Annotated in this window: 12 protein-coding genes; 2 read left to right on the top strand and 10 right to left on the bottom strand. The window is 58.6% G+C overall.

The window, feature by feature from the left end:
- Positions 1 to 69: 69 nt before the first annotated feature.
- Both HER32_RS05540 and HER32_RS05535 read left to right on the top strand, forming a co-directional pair.
- Positions 70 to 3,750, top strand: coding sequence for a sensor histidine kinase (locus HER32_RS05540; RefSeq protein WP_168681112.1), 3,681 nt, complete (start codon positions 70 to 72; stop codon positions 3,748 to 3,750).
- Between the two features lie 106 nt (positions 3,751 to 3,856).
- Entirely contained in the window at positions 3,857 to 7,540 is a 3,684-nt protein-coding gene (locus tag HER32_RS05535) for a hypothetical protein (protein WP_168681110.1), read from the top strand.
- A gap of 166 nt (positions 7,541 to 7,706) precedes the next feature.
- Here HER32_RS05535 and HER32_RS05530 read toward each other — a convergent pair whose 3' ends face one another.
- The 10 genes from HER32_RS05530 to HER32_RS05485 form a co-directional block, all read right to left on the bottom strand.
- Positions 7,707 to 9,908 (bottom strand): peptidase domain-containing ABC transporter, encoded by a 2,202-nt coding sequence (locus HER32_RS05530; RefSeq protein ID WP_168681108.1) that lies wholly within the window; start codon positions 9,906 to 9,908, stop codon positions 7,707 to 7,709.
- Positions 9,909 to 9,937: 29 nt separating this feature from the next.
- Positions 9,938 to 11,095: an HlyD family secretion protein gene (locus HER32_RS05525; protein ID WP_168681106.1), complete on the bottom strand. Its 1,158-nt coding sequence runs from the start codon at positions 11,093 to 11,095 to the stop codon at positions 9,938 to 9,940.
- A gap of 1,048 nt (positions 11,096 to 12,143) precedes the next feature.
- Positions 12,144 to 12,869 (bottom strand): response regulator transcription factor, encoded by a 726-nt coding sequence (locus HER32_RS05520; RefSeq protein ID WP_168681104.1) that lies wholly within the window; start codon positions 12,867 to 12,869, stop codon positions 12,144 to 12,146.
- A 579-nt stretch (positions 12,870 to 13,448) separates the two neighbouring features.
- A complete protein-coding gene (locus tag HER32_RS05515) occupies positions 13,449 to 15,518 on the bottom strand; it encodes a beta-N-acetylhexosaminidase (RefSeq protein WP_168681102.1) in 2,070 nt (689 codons plus the stop codon).
- Positions 15,519 to 15,686: 168 nt separating this feature from the next.
- Positions 15,687 to 17,051 (bottom strand): DUF58 domain-containing protein, encoded by a 1,365-nt coding sequence (locus tag HER32_RS05510; protein ID WP_168683223.1) that lies wholly within the window; start codon positions 17,049 to 17,051, stop codon positions 15,687 to 15,689.
- Positions 17,052 to 17,105: 54 nt separating this feature from the next.
- Positions 17,106 to 18,152, bottom strand: a complete 1,047-nt coding sequence (locus HER32_RS05505) for an AAA family ATPase (protein ID WP_232066396.1) — start codon at positions 18,150 to 18,152, stop codon at positions 17,106 to 17,108.
- Positions 18,153 to 18,305: 153 nt separating this feature from the next.
- Positions 18,306 to 19,706: a DUF4350 domain-containing protein gene (locus HER32_RS05500; protein WP_168681100.1), complete on the bottom strand. Its 1,401-nt coding sequence runs from the start codon at positions 19,704 to 19,706 to the stop codon at positions 18,306 to 18,308.
- Between the two features lie 11 nt (positions 19,707 to 19,717).
- Positions 19,718 to 20,503, bottom strand: coding sequence for a DUF4129 domain-containing protein (locus tag HER32_RS05495; protein WP_168681098.1), 786 nt, complete (start codon positions 20,501 to 20,503; stop codon positions 19,718 to 19,720).
- 12 nt (positions 20,504 to 20,515) lie between these two features.
- On the bottom strand, positions 20,516 to 21,436 hold the full coding sequence (locus HER32_RS05490; RefSeq protein WP_168681096.1) for a hypothetical protein: 921 nt from the start codon (positions 21,434 to 21,436) through the stop codon (positions 20,516 to 20,518).
- 16 nt (positions 21,437 to 21,452) lie between these two features.
- Positions 21,453 to 22,400, bottom strand: a complete 948-nt coding sequence (locus tag HER32_RS05485) for a stage II sporulation protein M (protein WP_168681094.1) — start codon at positions 22,398 to 22,400, stop codon at positions 21,453 to 21,455.
- Positions 22,401 to 22,432: the final 32 nt, after the last annotated feature.

The following is a 22,432-nucleotide window of genomic DNA, read 5'->3' as shown; positions in this document are numbered from 1 at the left end:
CCGGGCCGGGGCTCCATTCGTATTCTCTAGCCCTTGCTGCCCAAACGTACTTTTCCCTGGTTGCTGCTTTTGCTGGCTGCAGGTTGCTTTGCGGCGGCCTACATCAGCAACCACTACGGGCTGGCCACGTCGGTACTGCTGCGGGCAGAGGCCCGGCAGCTGCAAAACTTGGTGCGCACGGCCGAGCATACCGCCGAGCAGGAGGGAGCTAAGCTGGCCGCCGACCTGCAGCGAGACCCGCCTAGCTTTAGTCGGTTGCTACAGGGCGCGACTTATCCGACCTTCGTTTTTGAAAAGCTGGAGCTGCGCTACTGGTCCGACCACATGATGCGGCCGGAGGTAGAAAATGCGCTGCAGCCGTTCCAGGAGAAGGTAGTAGAGATGAAGTTTGGCCGCTATCTAGCCCTGCGCCAGCCGGCCGGCCCCTACGTGCTACTAACTTACGTGCCCCTGGAGAAATACTATGGCATCAGCAACCGCTACCTGCGGGAGGGCGCTACGCAGGCCCTGTTCAGGGGCCTTAGCCTGCGCATCGTAACCAACGATCCAAGCGGGCTTCTGCCGCGGATATACTCGGCCAGGGGGACGTATTTGTTTTCTCTGGAGAGTCTGCACGCCAACCCCGTAACCGGCAAATTCCTGCCTGCGGGCCTGCTTCTGCTGGGTATTGTCCTGTACCTGCTGGGGTGGCTTTTGCTGGCTCAGCGCTGGTTTACACAGCAAAGACGCTTGCGCGGGGCTGCGGCGGTGGTATTGCCCCTGGTGGCTTTGCGGGCGGCGCTGCTGTACTGGGGGCTGCCTTTCTCCTTTATTGAGTTGCCCTTGTTCGACCCGCGCGTATACGCCGCCTCGGCCATTTCCCCTTCGCTAGGCGACTTGTTGCTAAACGCCTTGGTGATGGTGGTCGTGGCGGTGTATGGCCTGCGGCTGTTTCGGCGGTACGGGGTGCTGCGGCGCATTGGGCGCCTGCACCGGGATGCCGCCCGCGTGGCCGTGGGCACTGGGGCCGTACTGGCGTTTTATGCATTGCTTATCACGCTATACCAGTTTTACGCCAGCACCTTCACCAACTCCCAACTCAACCTCGATATCACGCAGAGCATTCAGGTATCTACCTTCAAACTGCTGCTGCTACTGGCTATTGTGCTGCATACCGGCGGGTACCTGCTGGCCTTGTATCTGCTGACGCAGTGCTTTGTGGCTATTGTCCGGCCCGCTACTAAGGGGGTAGCCGTGCTGCTGCTGGCGGGCAGTGCCCTGGTATTTACGCCGGTGGGGCTGTTGCTGAGTATGCCCTACATTACTCTGCTGGGCCTCACCCTTATTTTCTTTTTGATTCTGCGCCTCACGGGCTTGCGGCCCCTGGCGGCGGTGGTGCCCTACCAGTTATACCTGCTGGTGTTCCTGATGGTAGGGCTAAGTGCAGCCATTGGGTCCCTGGCACTGTACATGCACTTCGACCGGCAGTTGATTCAGAACAAGCAGAAGATGGCCAGCAACCTCCTGGTTGACAACGACTTGCAGGGGGAATTTCTGCTCACGGAGCGGACGCGCCAAATGGCGGCTGACCCATTTATCCAAGCGCGCATTACGGGACCCTTCGGCAACCAGGACGTAGTACGGCAGAAGATTGAGAAGTACTACTTGCGCGACTACTTCGATAAGTACGAAACCAACGTCTTATTTTTTGATGTGGCCGGGCAACGGCCGGGTGCGACCAACGGGGTGGAAACCTTAGCCGCCGCCCGAAGCCGCCTGCTGCGCAATGCCGTGCAGACCGACCAGTCAAACCTCTACTTGGTACACGATGGCGCTACGTTCAGCTCCCGCCGCTACGTAACATTTGTGCCCGTGCAGGCCGCGTCGGGCGGGGTGGCTACCATTGTGCTGGAGCTGGCCCTAAAAAAGCTCACCACCTATAGCCTGGTGCCGGAGTTGCTCGTCGATGAAAAGTTCTTCCAGCCTGGGCTTGGTCCCGAGTTGAGCTATGCCGGCTTTGAGCATGACCGCCCAGTGTACAGCGAGGGAGATTTTGACTACGTCAACAACCTGCGGCACCAAGCCCTCCACGACCCCCGCTTGTACACGACCGGCTTGGTAGTGGCGGGGCGGCACCACCTGGGCGTACGCGGCCCGCAGGAGCGGGTAGTGGTAGTAACCACGCCCAAGTACTCCTTTGGCAGCTGGCTGGCCAACTTCTCGTTTCTGTTCCTGCTGCACACCTTCTTCTGGCTCTTGTGTGTGGTGGGCTACATGGTGGTGCGGGGCAAATACCCCCGCATGCTGCGCACCAACTTCAGCACCAAGATTCAGTTGTTCCTGAACCTGGGCATTCTGATTCCGCTGCTGGTGGTAAGCGTGGCTACGGCCAGCCAGGTAACGGCCTCTTACAAGCGCGACCTGCTGCGCACTTATGAGCGCCGTGGCAAAGCCGTGCAGGATAATCTGCTGAAGAACCGGGCCCTGCTGGCCGACTCCGTGAACCGCACGCAATTGGCCGAGACGGCTACCACGGTAGCCAGTCTCACCGAAACCGACCTCAACCTGTACGACAGCCAAGGCCAGCTGCTGGTAAGTAGTCAGCCGCTCATCTTCGAGAGCGGCCTGCTAAGTCCGCTCATGAACCCGCAGGCCATGAAGGCGCTGGCCGAGCGCAGCCAACCCCGAATTCTGCTCTCAGAACGCGCCGGGACGCTTTCGTTTAATGCCTTATACCTGCCGTTGCGGGTAGCCACGGCCACGCCCGGGGCCGGAGCAGTATTGGGCTACGTGGGAATTCCCTTCTTCGACTCCGAGAAAGAGCTGGATACCAAGCTGATTGAGCTGGTGGATACCATCCTGAATATCTTCACCGTGATGTTCATCCTGTTCCTGATTCTGACGTTTATTGCCTCGCGTTACCTCACCGCCCCGCTCAAGCTGCTTACAGAAAAGCTCAAGCACACTACGCTCACGGGGCAAAATGAAATGCTCACCTACGAGTCGTCGGATGAGATTGGGCTGCTCGTGCGCGAGTACAACACCATGCTGCGCAAGCTGGAAGAAAGCAAGCAGGAGCTGGCCGCCCAGGAAAAAGAAGCGGCCTGGCGCGAAATGGCCCGACAGGTGGCCCACGAAATCAAAAACCCGCTCACGCCCATGAAGCTTAGTCTGCAGTTTCTGCAGCGGGCCATTCAGGACGGCCGGGCCGACCTCTCAGAGCTGATTGGCCGCGTATCGCAGACGCTCATCACGCAGATTGATGTGCTGACTGACATTGCCACCTCGTTCAGCAACTTCACTAATCTGCCCGCCATGCGCCCCGAGCGGCTGGATGTGGCCGCCGTGCTGCGCCGTTGCGTGGGGCTGCACCAGGGCAATGGCCAGGTGCGCCTACAACTGCCCCCCGAAGCCGAGGAGCATGGCTACATCGTGTATGCCGATGAAAGCCTGCTGGTGCGCACGTTCAATAATCTACTGATCAACGCGCTGCAAGCAGTACCGGAAGGCCAGCGGCCGGAGGTGGAAGCGCGCATCGAACGGGTGGGCGCCGGCAAAGTGCGCATTGCCATTGAGGACAATGGCACCGGAATTCCAGCCGAGGTGCAGGAAAAAATCTTTGTGCCCAACTTCACCACCAAGGAAAAAGGCTCGGGCATTGGGCTGGCGGTGGCCCGGCGGGGTATCGAAAGCGCCGGCGGCAGCATCTGGTTTGAAACCCGGGAGGGGGAGGGCACTACCTTTTACATCGAGCTGCCGCTGGCGGGCTAGCGCGGGGCCAGAGGGTGACTTGGCGCAATGCTGCGCATAAAGGCACAAAATACCGCCGGGTTAGCGTTGTGCAGCAAAGACTTCTATTGGCCTGTATTTTTACCGGATGACCCGCCGTATTTCGCCTCTATTCCTGCGCCTGTGTTTGCTGCTGGCGTGCGGATGGGTGGCTATTTCGGGGGCTCAGGCCCAGCAGCGGCCAGCGGAGGCCGGCCCGGCTTCGTCGCGCCGCTGCCGGTGGGTGCGGCTGGCGGCCACGCGCGATACCACCTTCTTTGAGCTCAGCGACACGCTCACGGTAGTGCCTTCGTCGGTGGGGGCGGAAAACGGCCGCGCGGTGGCCTATGACCCGCGCACGAACCGCTACCGCTACGTGCGGGCGGCTACGCGTATGCCCGCCTTTGAGCCCGGCCAGCCGGATATTCAGCTGCCGGGCGGAGGCGAAGATTCCATCCTGGTGTGCTACCGCGTGCTGCCGCTGCGGCTGGCCGGGCCGGTTTTCCGGCGGCCGCTTAGTTTGATGGACAGCGTGAACTTTCCGCGCAAGCCATTCGGCTACGAAGACTTTGCGGTGAAAGAGCAAATCCTGGCTACCCCCGGCATCAACAAAACGGGCAACCTCGCGCGCGGAATTTCCTTCGGCAACGCCCAGAACGTGTTCGTGAACTCGGCCCTGAACCTGCAGCTCGAAGGCCAGCTTACCGACCAAATTCAGCTCACAGCGGCCATCAGCGACCAAAGCGTGCCGTTTCAGCCGGAGGGCAACACCCAGCAGCTCCAGGAGTTTGACCGAATCTTCGTGACCCTAACGCACCCGCGCTGGAACCTGACGGCCGGCGACGTGGTGCTTCGCAACAAGCCCGACTACTTTCTGCGCTTCTACAAGAACATCCAGGGCGCCGCCATCGAAGCCAATTTTGGGCGCCCATCCGCGCGGGCAGGAGTGGGCCTCACCAACTCGGGCAACAGCACCATTCCGGCCCAGGCCGCGCCAGCTACCAGTGCCACGGCCACCACGGTGCTGGGGAAAGGGCGCTTTGCTACCACCACCGTAGCGGCGGGGGTAGCCAAGGGCAAGTTTGCCTCCATCGAAATCACGCCCATCGAGAACGTGCAGGGGCCTTACCGCCTGCGCGGGCCCAATGGGGAGCAGTTCATCATCGTGCTGGCCAACTCGGAACGGGTGTACCTGGACGGGCGCCTGATGACGCGGGGCTTTGACAACGACTACATCATCGACTACAACCAAGCCGAAGTCACGTTCTCGCCCCAGCACCTGATTACCCGCAATACCCGCATCCGTATCGACTTCGAGTATTCCGACTTCAACTACGCCCGCTCCCTCACCCACGTAAGCCACTACCAGCAGGCCAGCCGCCTGAGCGTGCACGCCAACTACTACCGCGAGGCCGACAACCCCGACAACTCGCCCAACCTGGAGCTGACGCCGGCCCAGCGCGAGCTGCTGCGCAACACCGGCGACAACGTCAGCCAGGCAACCACGCCCGGTGCCGACTCAGCCGTCTACGACCGGCGGCAGGTGCAGTACAACCGCAACGTCATCATCGACGCCAATGGCCAGCCGGTGCCGGTGTTTACCTACCCGCCCGATTCCACGCGCGGCGTCTACACAGTGCGCTTCACCAACATCGGCCCTAATCAAGGTGACTATATCCTGAGCCCCACGGCCGTGAATGCCAACGGGCGCGTGTTTCAATACGTGGCCCCGGTAAACGGCATTCCCCAGGGCAGCTACCAGCCCATCCGGCTTCTGCCCACGCCCCTGCAGAAGCAGATGCTGGCGGGCAGCGCCAGCTACCGGCTTGATTCGACCAGCACGGTATTCGTGGATGTGGCTACCTCCCAATTGGATTTGAATCGGTTTTCGCCCCAGAGCGACCAGGGCAGGGCGTTTCGGGTGGGCTACGCGGTGGTAGATAAACCCCTGCGGCTGCCTGTTCTGCAAGGCTACAAGCTGCGCAGCACCCTCGACTACGAGTACACCAGCCGCCTGTTTGCCCCCATCGACCGGTACCGGGATATTGAGTTCGACCGCAACTGGAGCACGACCAGCACCGTGCTGGGCAACGGCACGCGGCGCACTCCGCGCGAGGACAACATCTTCAACTTTTCCCTGGGCGCCCTAAAGGATGCCAACAACCTGCTGAGCTACCGGGTAAGCCGCCGTTTCCGGGCCGGGGAGGTAAGCGGCGTGCAGCACTGGCTGGAAGGGGCCCGCCAGCTTGGGCAGGTAGAAGTACGCGGGGCCCTGTTTCTGCTGAACTCGGAGGCCGGCCGGCGCCGCTCTACCTGGGCCCGGGGCGAAGCCACCGCCCGCTACACGCAGGGGCGCATTATCCCGGGCTACGCCTACCGTTTCGACAAGAACCGGGTGGCCCTGCCCTCCGGCGACTCCCTTTCCTCGGCTAACTACTACGACGAGCACAACGTGTTTCTGCAAAGTCGCGACTCGGCTCAAACCAAGTTTCGGCTCGACTACAGCTACCGGCGCGACCAAACCCCCAACCGTGAATTAACCAGCCTGCAAACCCGGGGTCGGGCCCAAACCTGGCAGGGGACTTTCAGCAGCCGACTGGGCAAAACCCAGGACCTCACGGTGCTGGCTACCTACCGCGACCTGGCGGCCCGCGACAGCGCCCGCCAACAAACCGTGCTGGGCAAGATAGACTGGAATGCGGCCCTGCTGCAGAATACCCTGCGCTCGGAGTTGAGCTACAGCGTGGCTTCGGACCGGGAGCTGAAGCGGGATTATTCTTTTCTGCCCGTACCCAACGGCCAGGGTACGCACTACTACGGCGGCGACGCCGAGCCCAAAAACGGCCGCGAAGACAAAGAAGAGTTCTTTGAGGCCCAGACTCCCGATGCACAATTCCGCACCCACATCAAGGTGTTCCTGCCCACCGATGACTACATTCTGGCTTTTTCCAACCGCTTCAGCTACCGCCTCACGGCCAGTGCCCCGGCCCGTTGGCGGGAGCAAGCCGGCTGGCGCAGCGTAGCCGCCCGCTTTTCCACCCTCACCACCGTCAGCCTCGACCGGCGCACTACTGATAAGAGCCTCAGTTCCCGCCTCAACCCCTTCGCTTTTCAAACCGAGGACTTGTTTCTGCTAAGTCTGAATAAGCTGCTGCGTAATACGCTGTACTTCAACCGGTCCAATCCTATTTTTGGGGGCGAGGTTACCGTGCAGCAAACTCAGCAAAAAGTGCTCCTCACCCAGGGTACCGATATCCGCAACCTGGCCAGCCAGAGCGTGCTGGTTCGGCGCACCCTGGCCCAGTCGTTCACGGGGCGCTTCACGGTCACGCGCACCATCCGCGAAAACGAGTCAACCTACCTCTCGCCCCGTAACTTTCGGCTTTTGCTGTACGAAGCTGCGCCCGAAATCAGCTACCAGCCCAGCAACACGCTGCGCTTCACGGGCGTTTATCTGCACACCAGCAAGCAGAATACCCTCGCCGGCCCCGATGAGGGTGCCCGCGGCGTATTCGACGAGCTGGGGGTGGAAACCCGCGTCAGCCAGGTAGGGAAACGCACCGTAACGGCGGCTACGCGTCTGGTGCGCGTCGGCTTCGATGGGGATTTGTCTTCCGTGGTAGGGCTGGAAATCCTGAATGCCTTGCGCCCCGGCAACAACCTCACTTGGAATGTAAACGCGGAACAGCGCCTCAGCAATGGCCTGAACCTGACGCTGAGCTACGATGGGCGCAAGCCTAACGGCTTGAGTCCCGTACACACGGGCCGCATGCAGGTAGCCGTGTTGTTTTAGGCAAGCTGGGGCGCCTGCACAGGGTAGTGCAGAAAAAAACACCGGCTATGCGCTAGCAGGGTAACTAGGAGCATAGCCGGTGCACGGGGGAGCCCATGCCTGGCTGGTTGTACCAGGAGCTCGGAGTTGGTATCTGCAGCAACCTGTCCGGAAGGCTCCAGCCCAATTAGTTGAGACTTGGGGAAGAAGAAACTGAGGGAGCCACCGCGTACAGGCTGGGCGGCAGGAGCTGATGCCACATCCGGTGGTAGTGGCCCTCAGCCAGCATCAACTCAGCGTGGGTGCCTTCTTCCACCAGTTTACCGGCGGCCAATACCACAATCTTATCCGCACCCATCACGGTGCTGAGCCGGTGAGCGATGATAATTACGGTTTTGCCCGCCGCCCGCAGATGCTGAATAGTCTGCTGCACGTAATGCTCAGAGTTGCCATCCAGGGCCGAAGTAGCTTCATCCAGAATTAGGATTTCCGGGTCGCGGTAGAGGGCGCGGGCAATAGCCAGACGTTGCTTCTGCCCGCCCGAGAGGCCGGTGCCGTGCTCCCCGAGCTGAGTGCCAAAGCCGGCCGGCAGCTTCTCAATAAACTCCAGCATACCCAGCTGCTGGCAAATCCGGATGAGGCGGCCCATATCGGGGGAGTAGTCGCCCACGGCTATGTTTTCGATGATATTGCCCGTGAACAGATCCACCTGCTGGGGCACCACGCTCACCACCCGGCGCAGGCTGTCGGGGTGTACGTGCTGCAGGTTCAGGTCGCCGATGCCGATGCTACCGCTCTTGAGTGGGTAGATGCCTTGCAGCAGCGCCAGCAGCGTGGTTTTGCCCGAGCCGCTTTCGCCTACGATGCCCGTGATGGTACCCTTGCGAATGCTCAGCGACAGGTTTTCAAACACCGTTGTGCGGGTCCCGTAGCTAAAAGCCACGTTGGAAAACCGGATATCTCCCACCAGTTCTTTGGTCAGCGCCGTCTTGTGTTCCAGTGACTCGCGCTCTAAGTCAATTACTTCAAACAGGCGGTCGGCCGCAATCAGGGCATCCTGCACCGTTTTGTTGGCGCCAATCAGGCTGGTAGCCGGGCCCGTGAAGTAGCCAATTAACGCGTAAAAGGACAGCAGCTCTCCGGGCGTAAGTTGGTTGCCAAGTACAAAATACGCGCCCACCCACAGCAGAATGACCTTAAAAACCTGCGACACGAACTCCGAGGCGGCTCCTCCAAGTATGCTCTGCCGGCCGGAGGTGTAAACCAGGCGAAGGAGCTGCACAAAGCGTGTTTCGGTACGCACGCTGGCAAACTCCTCCATGCCGAAGCCTTTGATCGTGCTCATCGCCCCCAACGACTCCACCATTTGCGACTGCAGTTCCGCGCCGCTTTCCATCAGCTGGCGCTGGTAGCGGCGGTTCAGGCGGTTCATGATCAGATAAATCACCGCGTAGAGTGGAATAATCGTCATGATGATGAGCGCCAGCTTCCAGTAATAAGTGAACATGAGGGCAAAAGAGAAGGCCACGATGAACAGGTTTACCAGCACATTGATAGCTGCATCGTTGACAAAGGCCCGGATCTTCACCGCGTCGTTTACCCGCGAAATAATTTCCCCCACGCGCATGGTGTCGAAGAACGTCTGGGGCAGGCGCAGCAGGTGATTATAGTAGCCCATAATCAGACCAGCATCCAGCTGCTGCCCCGTTTTCAGGACGAAGAAGCTTTTAACCGTGCCTACCACCAATTGCAGCAGCAGGATGGCCACCATGGCCACGCTCATCACGTTTAGCAGGTTGTGGTTGCCTTCTACCAGCACATTGTCCACTATTTTCTGTACATAGATGGACATGCTAAGCCCCAGGATGGTGTAGAGAGCGGCGCCCACCAGGGCTTGCAGCATCACGCTCCGGTGCGGCTGAATGAGCTGCCAGAACCGCTTTAGGGAGGACGTTTTTTCGTTGGCGGCCCTGAAGGACGTGTCGGGCAGTAGCAGCATAAGTACGCCGCTCCATTCCTTGGTGAACTCCTCCAGGGTATGCTTGTGCATCCGCCCGTCGGCCGGGTCCATCACCGTCACGTGGGTGCGGCTCACCGCGTAGATGACCACGTAGTGGTGCAGCTTCTCCTGCACCACCACGTGGGCAATGGCCGGCTTCGGGATTTTCTCCAAGCTGTCGGGCCCGCCCTTTACGCCTTTGGCCTGGAAGCCGATTTTTTCGGCCGCGTTGATCATACCCAGCACGTTGGTGCCTTTTTGATCAGTGGAGGCATACTGGCGGATGCGCGCCACTGGCAGCAGCAAGTGATAGTGCGCCGCTACGGAAGCCAGGCAAGCGGCCCCGCAATCGGTGATGTCGCGCTGCCGGATGAGGGTCGATTTTTTCATGAATACGGCGGAAAGATCAGGCTGAGAAACTAGCGGTTGAACTGGGTAGGGTTCATCCAGTCATCCGCTTTATCGTAGAGCAGCTGCCACAGACTGCGCTTGGCCAGCATAAACCGTCCCCGCAGCGTCATGCCTTTTTTTAGGCGGCCCTGATAGCCATTGGGCAGGGAAAGGTGCCCCTGGTTAAGCTGGCAGGTGACTTTGAACACCGGCTGGTCGTTGAGCATGGTAAAGTCTTTCGCTACCTCTAGAATTTTGCCTTCCAGCATGCCCCATTGGTTGTAGTCGAAAGCGTCAATCTGGAAGCGGGCCTTCATACCGGGCCGCAGCTGGCCTATGTCTTTGGGCGTGACGTAGCACTCCGCTATCAGCGCTGAGTTGGGGGAGATTTGCCCCAGAGCCTCCCCGACCTGCACGTAGCTGCCGGGATATTTGCCGGCTAGCTGCTGCACGGCGCCGGGTACGGGCGCAAGCAGGGTGTAGAGCCGCCGTTCCTGCAGCGCCTGTTTTTCCTTGGTTTGCAGCTCGGCTAGGGCCACGCGGTGCATGTTCAGATCGGCCTGCCACTGGCTTAGCTGGTTCTCCACCTGCAGCCTCGATTCGTTTAGGAGTTTCTGCAGAGCATATTCCTTGTCCTGGTTTTCGATGCGGGAGATAACCCGCCCCGCGTACAGCGTGCGGCTCACGTTCAGCTCGCTCTGCAGCTTGCGCCGCTGCGCCAAGCGGTCCTGCTGCTGAAAGCGGAACTGGGCATACTGCTGGGCGTATAGGGCCGAACTAAGCGCCGGCGCCTGAAGGACGGTAGTCTCGCGCAGCCGCACTAGCTTGCTGATGTCGGCAATAAAAGCATCTTTTTCGGCCATCTGCTGCCGCAGGGAGCGAAGCTGCGTATCCACGACATCAGTTTTGAGCTGTAACAGCGTGTCGCCGGCCTGCACCGACTGGTTTTCGCGTACCCGTATTTTCTCCACAATGCCCGCTACCAAGGGGCGGATTTCATTTCGCTCACCTACAGGTCGAATAATTCCGGCGCTTTGTACCGATACGTCCACGTGCACAATAGGCAAAGCACAGAGCAGCACCAGCAGGGACGTTAAAATAATGCTGTAAATGAGCTGGCTACGAACCGACACCTGGGGCAGGTAGGCTTCCATCGTATCCGGTACGATGCTGGTAGGATGCAACATAAACAAGTAAGAAAGTCAGGCTTCAGTTTTACAAGACCGCAAAAGGCCCTTCCTGTCAATAAGAGAGAGGCTGCCACACGTAGCAACTACTTAAGCAGAGCGGGCTGCCTACTACTATTTCCATACCATGGTAGAAAACCCATGGTATGGAGCGTATAATTAATTTACTTGCGCCGCTTCGGTGCCCAAATCGGAAATGCTATTTTCAATTTGGGAGTAACTGAGGAGCAATTCATCAGTATACAGTCTAGAGCAACACCAGTTGAATCTTCACCTGTGATGATGGCAGAAGTATGAATAAAAAATGTATGTGTTTCCATGCAGAAGGTCTAGGAATTAAAAAGAAGACTTGATTTTCAAAATAGATTTTTAATATAATTTTATTCATGTTAAAAAATAGTGTATTTTTTCATCAGTATGTTTATCATTGAATTTGTATTATATATTAAATTGTTTTAATGATTAACATTGTTGATAAATAATAAATTTTGCGTATTGCTGTAATAATTATAGTAGGTTAGGTGTTTACCTATAATACAATAATAGATGGTACGGAGGCACAGTTGTTGGTAGGATGTATTCAATACGCATAGTAGATTTATACTATTTATACTTAGTTAGATGCAGTAGGTGCGTTTGGGGCGAAACACGACTCTCTGTTGCCCTGTGGGAAGCATAGTAGTGAAGCCAGAAACAATGAAGGCGTGTTCAGGCCAACTGAACACGCCTTCTCATCGACTAAGCCACTATCTGCTGGTTGCCGCCCAGACTTAGGCACCATCCCTTGGGCTGGGGCTGTGTGCTGCTCTCGTTGTCTAACTGATTTTCACTGATACAGCTAGTGCAGTACTACCTTTGCTAAAGGTTGTGAAAACCACTGAAATGCTTAATAGGGAATATGCAGCCGAAACCTGTACTATTCGATTGAAAAACACTAATGTGTAGTATGCATAAAGGCTAATCTGCCAGTGCGTATTGATTTGAATTGCTGAAAATGTACGGAAATTTCGATAGTTATTTGTTTATATGAAGTAGATAATATGAATGGTTAATTATAATTCTTGAGCAAATGCTGAACAGTAGTAGCAAACTTGAATAATTGATTTCTGCCGGAAAGGTTAAGCTTGCCGCTAATATTAGCTTTGTGGTTATTCACCGTAGCTGGGCTGATAAATAATTCGTCAGCTATTTGCTTCATTGTTTTGCCTTCAGCAACGAGGTGTAAAATCTGTTGCTCCCGGCTACTCAATTGCTGAACCTGATGCTGTTCCTCCGTCGAAACCGCTTGGCCGTGTGTTATCGGGTTCGTGGTAGTTGCCTGCAACAACAGCTGCGAGATACGCTGGCTGACGTAGATGCCCGTATAGCTGTCGGCTGTGCGCAGTACGTGCAGTAGCTCCTGGGGCGAGTCGTCACGCAGAAGGCATCCCCCCGCGCCGGCGGCCAGCAGAGCCATAGTATGCTGCACCGATATGTGCACGGCAATGCTGATTATGCGAATCTGGGGATACAGAATCCGGATGGTGCGAATGGCTTGCAGCTCGTTGGGGCAGGGGCGGTCCAGGCCAAACAGGATGAGGTGGGGTAGTGGGCTTTCCTGGGCGTGAAAGTAGCTGAGGTTGGCGAGAGAGGCCGTTTGTAGCTGAGAAAGGAGGTCGGTTCCGGATGAGGCCGAGCAGATAACTTCCATGTTATCGGAATGCTGGACCAGTGACTGTAGGCTGGGTTGTCTTACTGCTTGTTCCTCAATAATGCCAATCCGGGTTTTTTTCATGGGGGATAGGGGGGTGAACAGTGGTTGTGGGGAAAGGGCAGATGAACATGACAGAGAGGTGTGCAATAGGGCGAAAAGAGCAGAGCAAAGGCTGGAAAACCCTTTGTCAGGGAACTAGCCTAGTGAGCGTGGGCCCGGCCAGTAGTGAAGCCGGGGAAGTAGAACGCGGGAAGGGAGAAAGCGCTAAAACAAGAGCCTATACCCATCTGGCAAGTTGCATGAATAGTAGATAAAAACTATAAAAAATTATAATAAATAGAAAGTTGATTATATGAATTCCATTTATTGAGCTATTAAATAATCACTACAGGTTACATAAGCAGCAGGTAAACAACTGTTTGTAAGGATCTGAATCTGATGACTACCAGATATAGTCCAGATTCCAAAGGCCAGTGCTTGCCGGTGCGTAGCTAGTAGTAGAAAAGGGTATTCATTACTCACCAAAAACTAAACGCCCGACTCTGTAGCTGAGCTGGTCTGGCAGTGCCTATGCAAGGGGCCGATCCAAAAATTAAGCCCACCCGGTGCTGCTGTACGCCGCTGCCGGGTGGGCCGCTAGGAAGTAAGCGAAGTAGGTTCCTACCGGTCCCCCACCAGCCGACGCAAAGCCGGCACCACGGCCAGCTCGGCTTGCCCGGCTGGCGCCTTGGCCGCTTCTAGCTGTTTGGCCGCTATAGCATACCATTCGGGACTGGGAGCTACGCCTTTTTCCAGCTGAACCAAACGCGCCAGACCCAGCGTGGAAGCCGCGCTAAGCTGGCTGGAAAGCACGGTGTATTCGCGCAGGGTTGGGTTTGCTGCCAAGATGGGCTGCACCTGGACGTCATTCAGCTGCCAGGTTCGCAGCTGGGTGCTTAGCTGCTGGACAAGCTGCCGCGCAGCAGGCGTGCGGGGGAGTTGGCCCCGGGCAGATTTCAGCAGGGCCAGTAAACTGTCGACCCGTGTGGAAAACAGCCGCGCCACTTCCGATTCTGCCGGCGCTGCATCTACCAGGCGGTTCAGGGGCGTCTGCGTGGTGTACTTGAATCCCTGAAAGTGCCGCTTGTACTCCTTCACGGGCTCCAGCACTTCCGCAAAGGTGCGCAGGGGTGCAATTTGGGTGGGGCCGCCGGCCAGCTGCAGCAGTAGCTGCTCGGGCGCCCGCCGGTGCATCAGCCCCAGGGTTTCCAGCTGCCGGGAAACGGCCGGTAGCCGACGGTACATATCCGCCACGTCAGCCACCCGCTGCGCCGACCACAGTCGCTCCGCTACGGCGGCGGCCCGGGGCCAGATGCGCGAATCGACGATAACGCTGTCGGCAAACTCGGCCCACATGGTGGCTTCGCCGCCGAGGATGCGCTTTTTCTCATCTTCGGTCAGGGGAGCATCGGCGGGCAGTGGGTCGGGGAGGTAGTGGCTGGCTGCGGTCAGATACAAGTCAATGTAGTACCCATTGGAAAGCAGGGCCTGGTGACCGGCTTTGGCCGCATCGTATAAGCCTTTCTTGCCCCGCCAGCTTTGAATGACGGCATCGGTGGGCAAGCCGGGACCCAGAATTTCGTCCCAGCCCACCATCTTCTTCCCGTAGCGCTGCACCATGCTCAGTACCCGGCGGTTGAAGTACGTCTGCAGCTGGTGTTTGTCGGGCTGGCCTTTGGCGTTGAGCATGCTGTGGTCGCGCATGAACTGCACAATGGTAGGGTTGCGGCGCCACTGCCGGCCGTCGTTCTCGTCGCCGCCAATATGAAAGTATGGGTCGGGGAAGAGGGGTGTCATTTCTCCGAACAGGGTGTCGAGCAGGGCGTACGTAGTCTCCTTGGTAGGGTCCATGGCAATGTTCAGCACGCCCCAGCGCGGCGAAACCCCATAAATAGAGTCGTTGGAGGCCAGCTGCGGATACGCCGCCAGCCAAGCAGTAGCGTGGCCCGGTACATCAAACTCGGGTATTACCCTGATGCCCCGGGCCTGGGCGTAGCGGACCACGTCCCGCACTTGCGCCTGGGTGTAAAACTGGCCGCTCCCGCCAATAGTATGCAGGTTCGGCAGCTTGCTGCTCTCGACGCGGAAACCCTGATCGTCGGCTAAGTGCCAGTGGAATACATTCAGCTTCACGGCAGCCATGGCGTCCAGGTTGCGCTTGATAACGGCCACCGGCATGAAGTGCCGGGCCGCGTCCATCAGCAAACCCCGCCACGGAAAGCGCGGCTGGTCCGTAATATCCACCTCGGGTAAAACTGAGTGGCGGCCCTGGGGCTCCGGTAGTTGCTCTAGCGTGGCCAGGGCGCGTAGCACGCCGAGGGTGGTAGGAGCATCAATTGTCACCCCCATCGGCGTCACGCGTAGGCTATACCGTTCTTCATCGAAGGCCTCGGCGTGGCCGGTGCGGCCGTAGCGAATCTGCAGGGGCAAGGCCGTATTGGGAGGGGCGGCAGCGCCGTTGCGGTGCAGGCGGTTAAGGGTGCGCAGCACCGCCGCGGCCACCATACTATCAACGGGGCCTTCCATCTGGGGCCGCAGGGTGGCTTTCCAGGGCAGGCTGCTTTTGCCCCAGCGCACTTCCGTGGGAACAGGCAACAGGTTGCGCGTGGCCGTGGGAGCTACCGATTGCGCCCGGGCACTCAGGGCCGGCAGCGCAAGCAACAGGAGCAGAAAAGGAAACCGCAGAATCATACACAACGAAGCAGTGGGTGGAGCGGCAAGATAAACCGCGAATCCTTCGCAAGGCCGCCACTTGTCAGCCTGCAAACCCTGTGCTTACGATAACAATGCCAGAACGCGTGAAATCCAGCAGCTGGACGTACGTTGGAACCCGAACCGAGCTTGCCCCGAAGCTGACGGCTAAATCAAGCCCCGGGACTTAAACTCCAGGTATTTATTGATGGTGTTCACCGTCAGGTTCTGGGGGGCGGTGAGCAGGGCATGGATACCGTAGCGGTTCAGCTCGCGCACAATCTGGCGCTTCTCCTGGGCGAATTTCTCCGCAATGGTTTGGTTGTACACGTCCTGGGTGGAGGCGGTGGGCGCGTCGAGGAAAGCCCGCAGCTCCGTGTTCTCGAAGAAGACGACCAGGAGCAAATGGTCTTTGGCCATGCGGCGCAGGTAAGGAAGCTGCCGCTGCATGCCATTCAGCGTTTCGAAATTGGTAAACAGAATAAGCAGGCTGCGCTGGCGGACGTTGTTTTTGACGCTGATGTACAGCCGCTCGTAGTCGGTTTCCAGGTACTTTGTTTTCTGACGGTAGAGTACTTCCAGAATCCGGCTGAGGGTACCAGCCCGCCGGTCGGCCGGCACCATCGCGCCCGGCTGGTGCGAAAACGTAATCAGGCCGGCCTTATCGTGCTTGAGCAGGGCAATGTTGCTGACGACCAAGGTGGCATTGATGGCATAATCCAGCAAGCTCAACCCCTCGAACGGCATGCGCATCACCCGGCCCTTGTCAATCAGACAAAACACCTGCTGGGCGCGCTCATCCTGGTAATGATTGACCACTAGGGCGTCGGCGGCCTGGGGCGTGGTGGTGCGGCGGGCCGTGGCCTTCCAGTTGATGTTGCGCGGGTCGTCGCCGGCTACGTACGGCCGGATTTGCTCAAACTCCATGCTTTGGCCCACCCGCCGGATGCGCTTCACGCCCACTTCCGTAAGTCGGTTATGAATGGCCAGCAGCTCATACTGCCGCATCTGCAGGAAGGAGGGATAGACGGGCACTATACGGCCGGCCTCGAACCGAAACCGCCGCCGCACTAGCCCAAGTGGGGATGCTGCAAACACATTTAAGGCTCCAAACTCGTACTCACCGCGCTTTAATGGCCGCAGCTGATAATGAATTATCTGGGTTTCGCCACCTTTCACCGTAGCCCGAAACAGCACGTCGCGCCGCTGAAACTGATGCGGAATTTCGTCGATGATTTCCGCACTCAGTGGAAAGCGGTAGTAGTTTTCAACGTAGATGCGAATGTCGTTGTCGGAGCCATTGGCCAGCTTGCTGCCCAAAACCCGACGCGCCTCCACCTGGCCCGCACCAGTGCGGGTGGGCGCGTAAAGCAGGGCCAGGTCCAGCAGGGCAAGGCCCGCCAGCAACCCCAGGGCCAGCTGCACCGGCACCAACCAGCCCGGCAGGAAAAAGGCCACCACCAATCCTATAATCAGGGCCGCCACCGCCAGAAAGAAGCGGCGGGTTAAAAACAGAGACTTCACCGGAACAATGAGCAGAGTGGGAGGTAGGGAAGGGGCATTCCAAGCCAAGAAGACGGCTTACACTTACCGAGGTACCTCGATCTGCTGCAGAATCTGCTTTACAATGTCATCGGCGGTTTGCCCTTCCATTTCCCGCTCGGGCGTGAGCTGAATGCGGTGCCGCAGCACCATGGGCGCCAGGTACTGCACATCTTCTGGGGTCACGAAGTCGCGGCCACGCAGGGCGGCCAGGGCCTTGGCCCCGTTCAGCAAAGCCAGGGAAGCGCGCGGCGAAGCACCCAAGTACAGCCCTTTGTGGGCGCGCGTCTGGCCCACGAGGCGGGCAATATACTCCAGCAGCTTGGGCTCCACGTGCTGCCGACGAACCTGCTCCCGCAGCAGGCGCAAATCTTCCGCCGTGATGACGGCCTGAACCGCCTGCAGGGGAGTACCGCCAAAGCCGGCGTGGTGGCCCTGCAGAATGGCTACTTCTTCTTCCACGGTAGGGTAGCCAACCGTGAGCTTAAACAAGAAACGGTCGAGCTGGGCCTCGGGCAGGCGGTAGGTGCCTTCCTGCTCCACGGGGTTTTGCGTAGCCAGCACCACAAAGGGCGCGGGCACCGGGTAGCGGGTGCCATCCTGCGTTACCTGGCGCTCCTCCATCACCTCAAACAGCGCCGACTGCGTTTTGGCCGGTGCGCGGTTGATTTCGTCGATAAGCACTACGCTGGCAAAAATAGGCCCCGGGCGGAATTCGAAGTCGCCTTGCGCAGGCCGGAAAATGGCCGTGCCCAGCACATCGGAGGGCATTAGGTCGGGCGTGAACTGGAGGCGGCTGAAAGGTACAGCCAGCGTACGGGCCAGCAGCTTGGCGGTTAGGGTTTTGGCCACCCCTGGTACCCCTTCCAGTAGGACGTGGCCGTCTGCCAGAATAGCTGTCAGCAGTAGTTCGGCCAGGGCCTGCTGGCCCACAATCACCTTCGCCAGCTCCCTGCGAATCGCCTCGGCGTACCTACTCAGCTGGCTGAGGTCGGTGCGGGGGGCGAAGGTATCGGCGGCACCTGGAGTTGAGGGGATGGTCGTTTCCAGGGTGGGAGAAGAGGAATCCTGAGGAGCTGAAGTATTTTCCATTTATTTGGTGAAGTCTAGTCTTGGTTTTGGCAAGTGGAATAATTAAATCTTTAAAAACATATACTCAATAGAAATCGGTGTTTATAAGTATGTAGGACTGGTTATTGGAATAGTGAAAAAACAGATAAATCTTATTATTGAGAATAATGCAATTCAGCCGGCCGCAGTTCGGAAGTCGTTTAGCGCTTTGTTGAGGCCCAGCAGTTCCGTATCCGAAAGCTGACGGGCGGTGCGCGCAAAATTGATGCGTCGGATCAGGCTGTCCAACTCAGCGCGGGTAACGCCCGACTTCTGCACCAGCCGCTCGCGGGTAGCGTCGTCCTGCAAGTCGAGGCTGGGTTCGTGAAAGCGGGTGCGCAGGTACTCGAGAAACAGCCCGATTTTCTTTTCGGCAATTAACTGATGGTTGGAGCCCTGGCGGTAGAGGCCGGCTACGGTACGTGTGAAAAGCAGCGTGGTATTGGGCAGGGGCTTCAGAATGGGAATGACGCGCTGCCGCCGTTTGGCTTCAAACAGCATAAACAGCAGCGCACTAAATAAGGCAAGGTAGGTAGCCCAGCGCAAGGCATCATGGGCTAGCAGCACGCGCAGCAGGGACTGTTCTCCCTCGCGGCCCTGCTTCTGGTACTCGTCCCACCAGGTGGGGCGGCCGGCCGGCAGGTAAGAAAGCGCGGCAAAAGAGAAATTGCCGGTGCGAGGCCGCAGCACAAAATAGTTGGTAAAGGCCAAGGGCACAGAGCAAAGGTAGAAGTTGCCGCGGCCATGGGGCAGGCGCACCAGCACGGGCTGCTGCTTGGCGTCTACGGCTAAGGCAGTAGCCTGCACACTACTATCCAGCTCGATGCGGTAGGAATTGCCTAGGGCTGGCAGCGCAAAGGCCCTGGCCCCGGCGGCGTGGGCCAGGGCGTTATCAGTCAGGCGGAGCCGGACGGAATCCAGTTTTAAGCTTTCCAGTGAAGCGTCTTTTCTGCGCCGTTTGCCTGGGGCCGATACCGTGGTGAAGCCTAGCGTATCGGCGAAGTGCAGGTCAAACTGCTCGGCGGCAATGAATACATCGTTGCCGCGGGCCACGTGGCGCAGCAGGGAGCGGCAGTCGAGGCGGCTGAGCTCGAAAGACCCGTTGACGAATAGATAGGTAGCCTTGTCGTAGCCAGCCTCGGCTAGCCCCGCGGCGTAATCGGCATCGGCCACATCCACCGAATCAACCAAAGCAGGGACAGGCGCCGCGCTGGTCGCCGCCGAATCCTGACTGGTGGAGTCGGTAGGCAATTGCTCGTCCTCCGAGTCGGTGTCAACCTCTACGGTATTCGGGTCCGGCTCGTCTTCACCCTCAATCTGGTTGTAGATGGGCACGCGCACCGTGCGGATGTCGCGGCTGGCAGTACCCAGTACATCCGGCAGCACGGCGTGCAGCACGTACGTTCCGTACGGAATCTTATCCTTGTTCTGGTAGGTAGGGGTCCAGTCAAGGGGCTTGGGCCGGTTGTAGTCAATGGCTACGTAAAGCCCAAACAGCACCGCCAGCCCTACCAAATACCACCGAAATGTTGTCATGGCGTGGAACATCAGGCCGCCTGGCGGATAGTGGAAAGCTGACGTTGAAAAGCCAGGCGAGTGGTTTGCGTAGCGGCGTACTGTTCAGCCGAAAGGTCTTCGTGCTCCCCGTACCACACGTACTCGAACTGGCGCGTGAGGTCCTGGAAGGCGGCCGGCAGCGGCCCATCCGGCAACTCAAACAGGTAGTCGTGGTTGGTTTTTTCGGGCTGCCAGCGAATCAGGCCCCGGTCGGTAAGGTCCTTCAGAATGTGCAGGTACCCCAGGCGCACGGCCAGGCGGTAGTTCCCGGCGGCCTCGGCAGCGGCAATCTGCTCCGCGAAATTCAGTGCGTGAATGTTTTCTACGTCGGCGTCGTAGGCCAGCGGGGCCACGCGGGCGGCCCGGCCGAAGGCGCGCGTGACGTCCACGTCCAACAGCTTGAGCACGACAAAAATCAGGGCCACGACCAGCAGCGTGTAGATGCCGTATTTCCAGACTAGCCGGCCGGCGTCCGTAGAAAGCAACTCGCCCAGCCACCGCCAGAAACGCATCCAGAAAATATCCCAGGCACTAAGCTCACTGCGCACTTCTACGTACCGGAATTCGCGCTGCGTCCGGAACTCCCGAAGGGTTTTGTTGGAGGGATGCCGAAACTGCACTTTGGATGGGCCTAAGGCGCGGGCCGGTTGAGCAACAGCAGCGGGAGAGGCCACCGCGTCCGCCGAAGCCCCGGAAGCCAGGCCAATGCCCACAACCACGAGGACCAAATAGATGGCGCGGCGGGCGGCAGGTGCAAACGCAGAGAGAACTAGCAAGGCACTCACCACTTAATATTCGCCTTCGTCATCCGGGCGTAGCTGGTGATTTTGCACCACCGGCGCCGGCCCCTGGCCGATGCTGTTGACGAGTGTGTATAGGCCGGCGCCTTCCTTGCGCTCCACCAGGTTGAAGTACTGAAACATGACGGCCACCAGCACAAAGGTGGACAGAAACATGCTAGCCGTGGTACTGAGCAAGGCCATAGCGCCCGCCAGCACCGGCGACGAAGCCCAGCTCCAATGCAACGCAGTGCCCGCCAATATCAGATACTGCGGCATCTTAAGCACAAGGCTGAGCAGAGCCACAATAAAATACATAACCAGAAGCAGCCCAAACGTAGACCACCATTTACCCTTAATCAACATCAGGCTCCGGCTGAGCAGCTCGCCGATACCCCGGTTCTCCAGCACCTGCACCGCCCAAGCCAGACTTAGGCCCACGGCCAGGTAGATGCCCGGGATGATGAACAGCAGGAAACCCAGCATGCTCAGAATGCCAAGCACTATGCTCGAACCCAGCAGGGGCAGAATGGAGGGCTTTACCCGCTCCCACACCAGGGCCGGCGTCACCGGCTCGTGCTCGGGCAGCGCTATCCGAACCAGTACGTAGCTATAAATGGTGGCAGCCAGTGCACAATGGCCCAGCATCATGGCGATAAACCCCAGAAACTGGGCGCCGCTGATGGTGCTGTAGCGCTCAAGCTGGGTGACGCGCTCGGCGGTGGACGATGCCCCCAGCGCCCCGATCAGCTCACTTTGCGCCACAGCCTGGGCAAGGCCGGCCAGCAGTGCCACGGGTAGTACGATGTACAGGATGCATTTGCCTAGCGGCCGGCCGTGCGCCACCACAAACGCAAAGGTGGCGTTGACTTTGGCGCCAAAATCACGCTCTTGTCGGAACTCAATTTCCTTGGTAAAAGTAGGCTGCATGCAAAATGATTCAAGGTTAGGAGGCCTGCCGGCGTTGGAGCTGGCGCGGATAAATAATGAAGTACCACACGATGAAAGCAGCGGAGGAGCCAATGATGAACAAACTCAGCGCCCGCGGCATTTCGGTGTGGCGCGTGACGAAGCTTTCCAGAAAGCCCGCCACAATGAAAATGGGAACCAGCCCAATGGCTAGCTTCAGGCCGTCACGTGCGCCCTGGCGGAAAGAATCCTGCCGGGAATAGGTCCCCGGAAAAAGCAGACTGCGTCCCATTACCAAACCCGCTCCACCTGCCAAGACAATAGCCGAAATTTCCAGCGTGCCGTGTATCCAGATGGTCAGCGCCGACTGCAGCAACACCCCTTTGGTGAAAAAGAAATACTGAAAAGAGCCCAGCATAACGCCATTCCGAAACAGAGCCCACACCGTGCCCAGGCCGCCCAGCACCCCCAGCACGTAAGTGAGCAGCGACACGTAAATGTTGTTCAGGGTAATGGCCAGGAACATGCTCGTTTCACTGTCGCCCTTGTACACGGCCATCGGGTCGCCCCGTTCGATGTTGGCCAGGGTGCGGTTTACGTAGTCGTCGCCCAGGACCACGCGCACAAACGACTCGTCGTAGGCGGCCGACAGGGCCCCGATGCCAGTGAAGATGAGAAACAGCACCAGGCTCCAGGCCAGGGTAGTGTGGTGGCGGGCCACCAGCAGCGGGAACTCCGTGCGCCAGAAGCTCGCAAAGCGTCCCGTCGATTCGCTTTTGTTTTTATAGATGGCCTGGTGCTGCTTGGCGGCCAGGTCGTTGAGGTAGCGCGCCGTGGGGGAGTTGGGGTAAAACGTCTGGGCGTAGGCCAAATCATCGGTTAGCTCCACGAAGCGGGCCGCCAGATCATCGGGACTCGCGGGGGGCACGTTGGCATACTGCTGCCATTTGGCTTCGTTCTGTCGCAGAAAAACCGCTTCACGCATAACCCGGATACTGCAGAAAGATGGAGGAGTCG

Source organism: Hymenobacter sp. BT18, assembly GCF_012273015.1.
Classification (GTDB): domain Bacteria; phylum Bacteroidota; class Bacteroidia; order Cytophagales; family Hymenobacteraceae; genus Hymenobacter; species Hymenobacter lutimineralis.
This window is presented reverse-complemented; position numbering and strand designations above follow the sequence as displayed.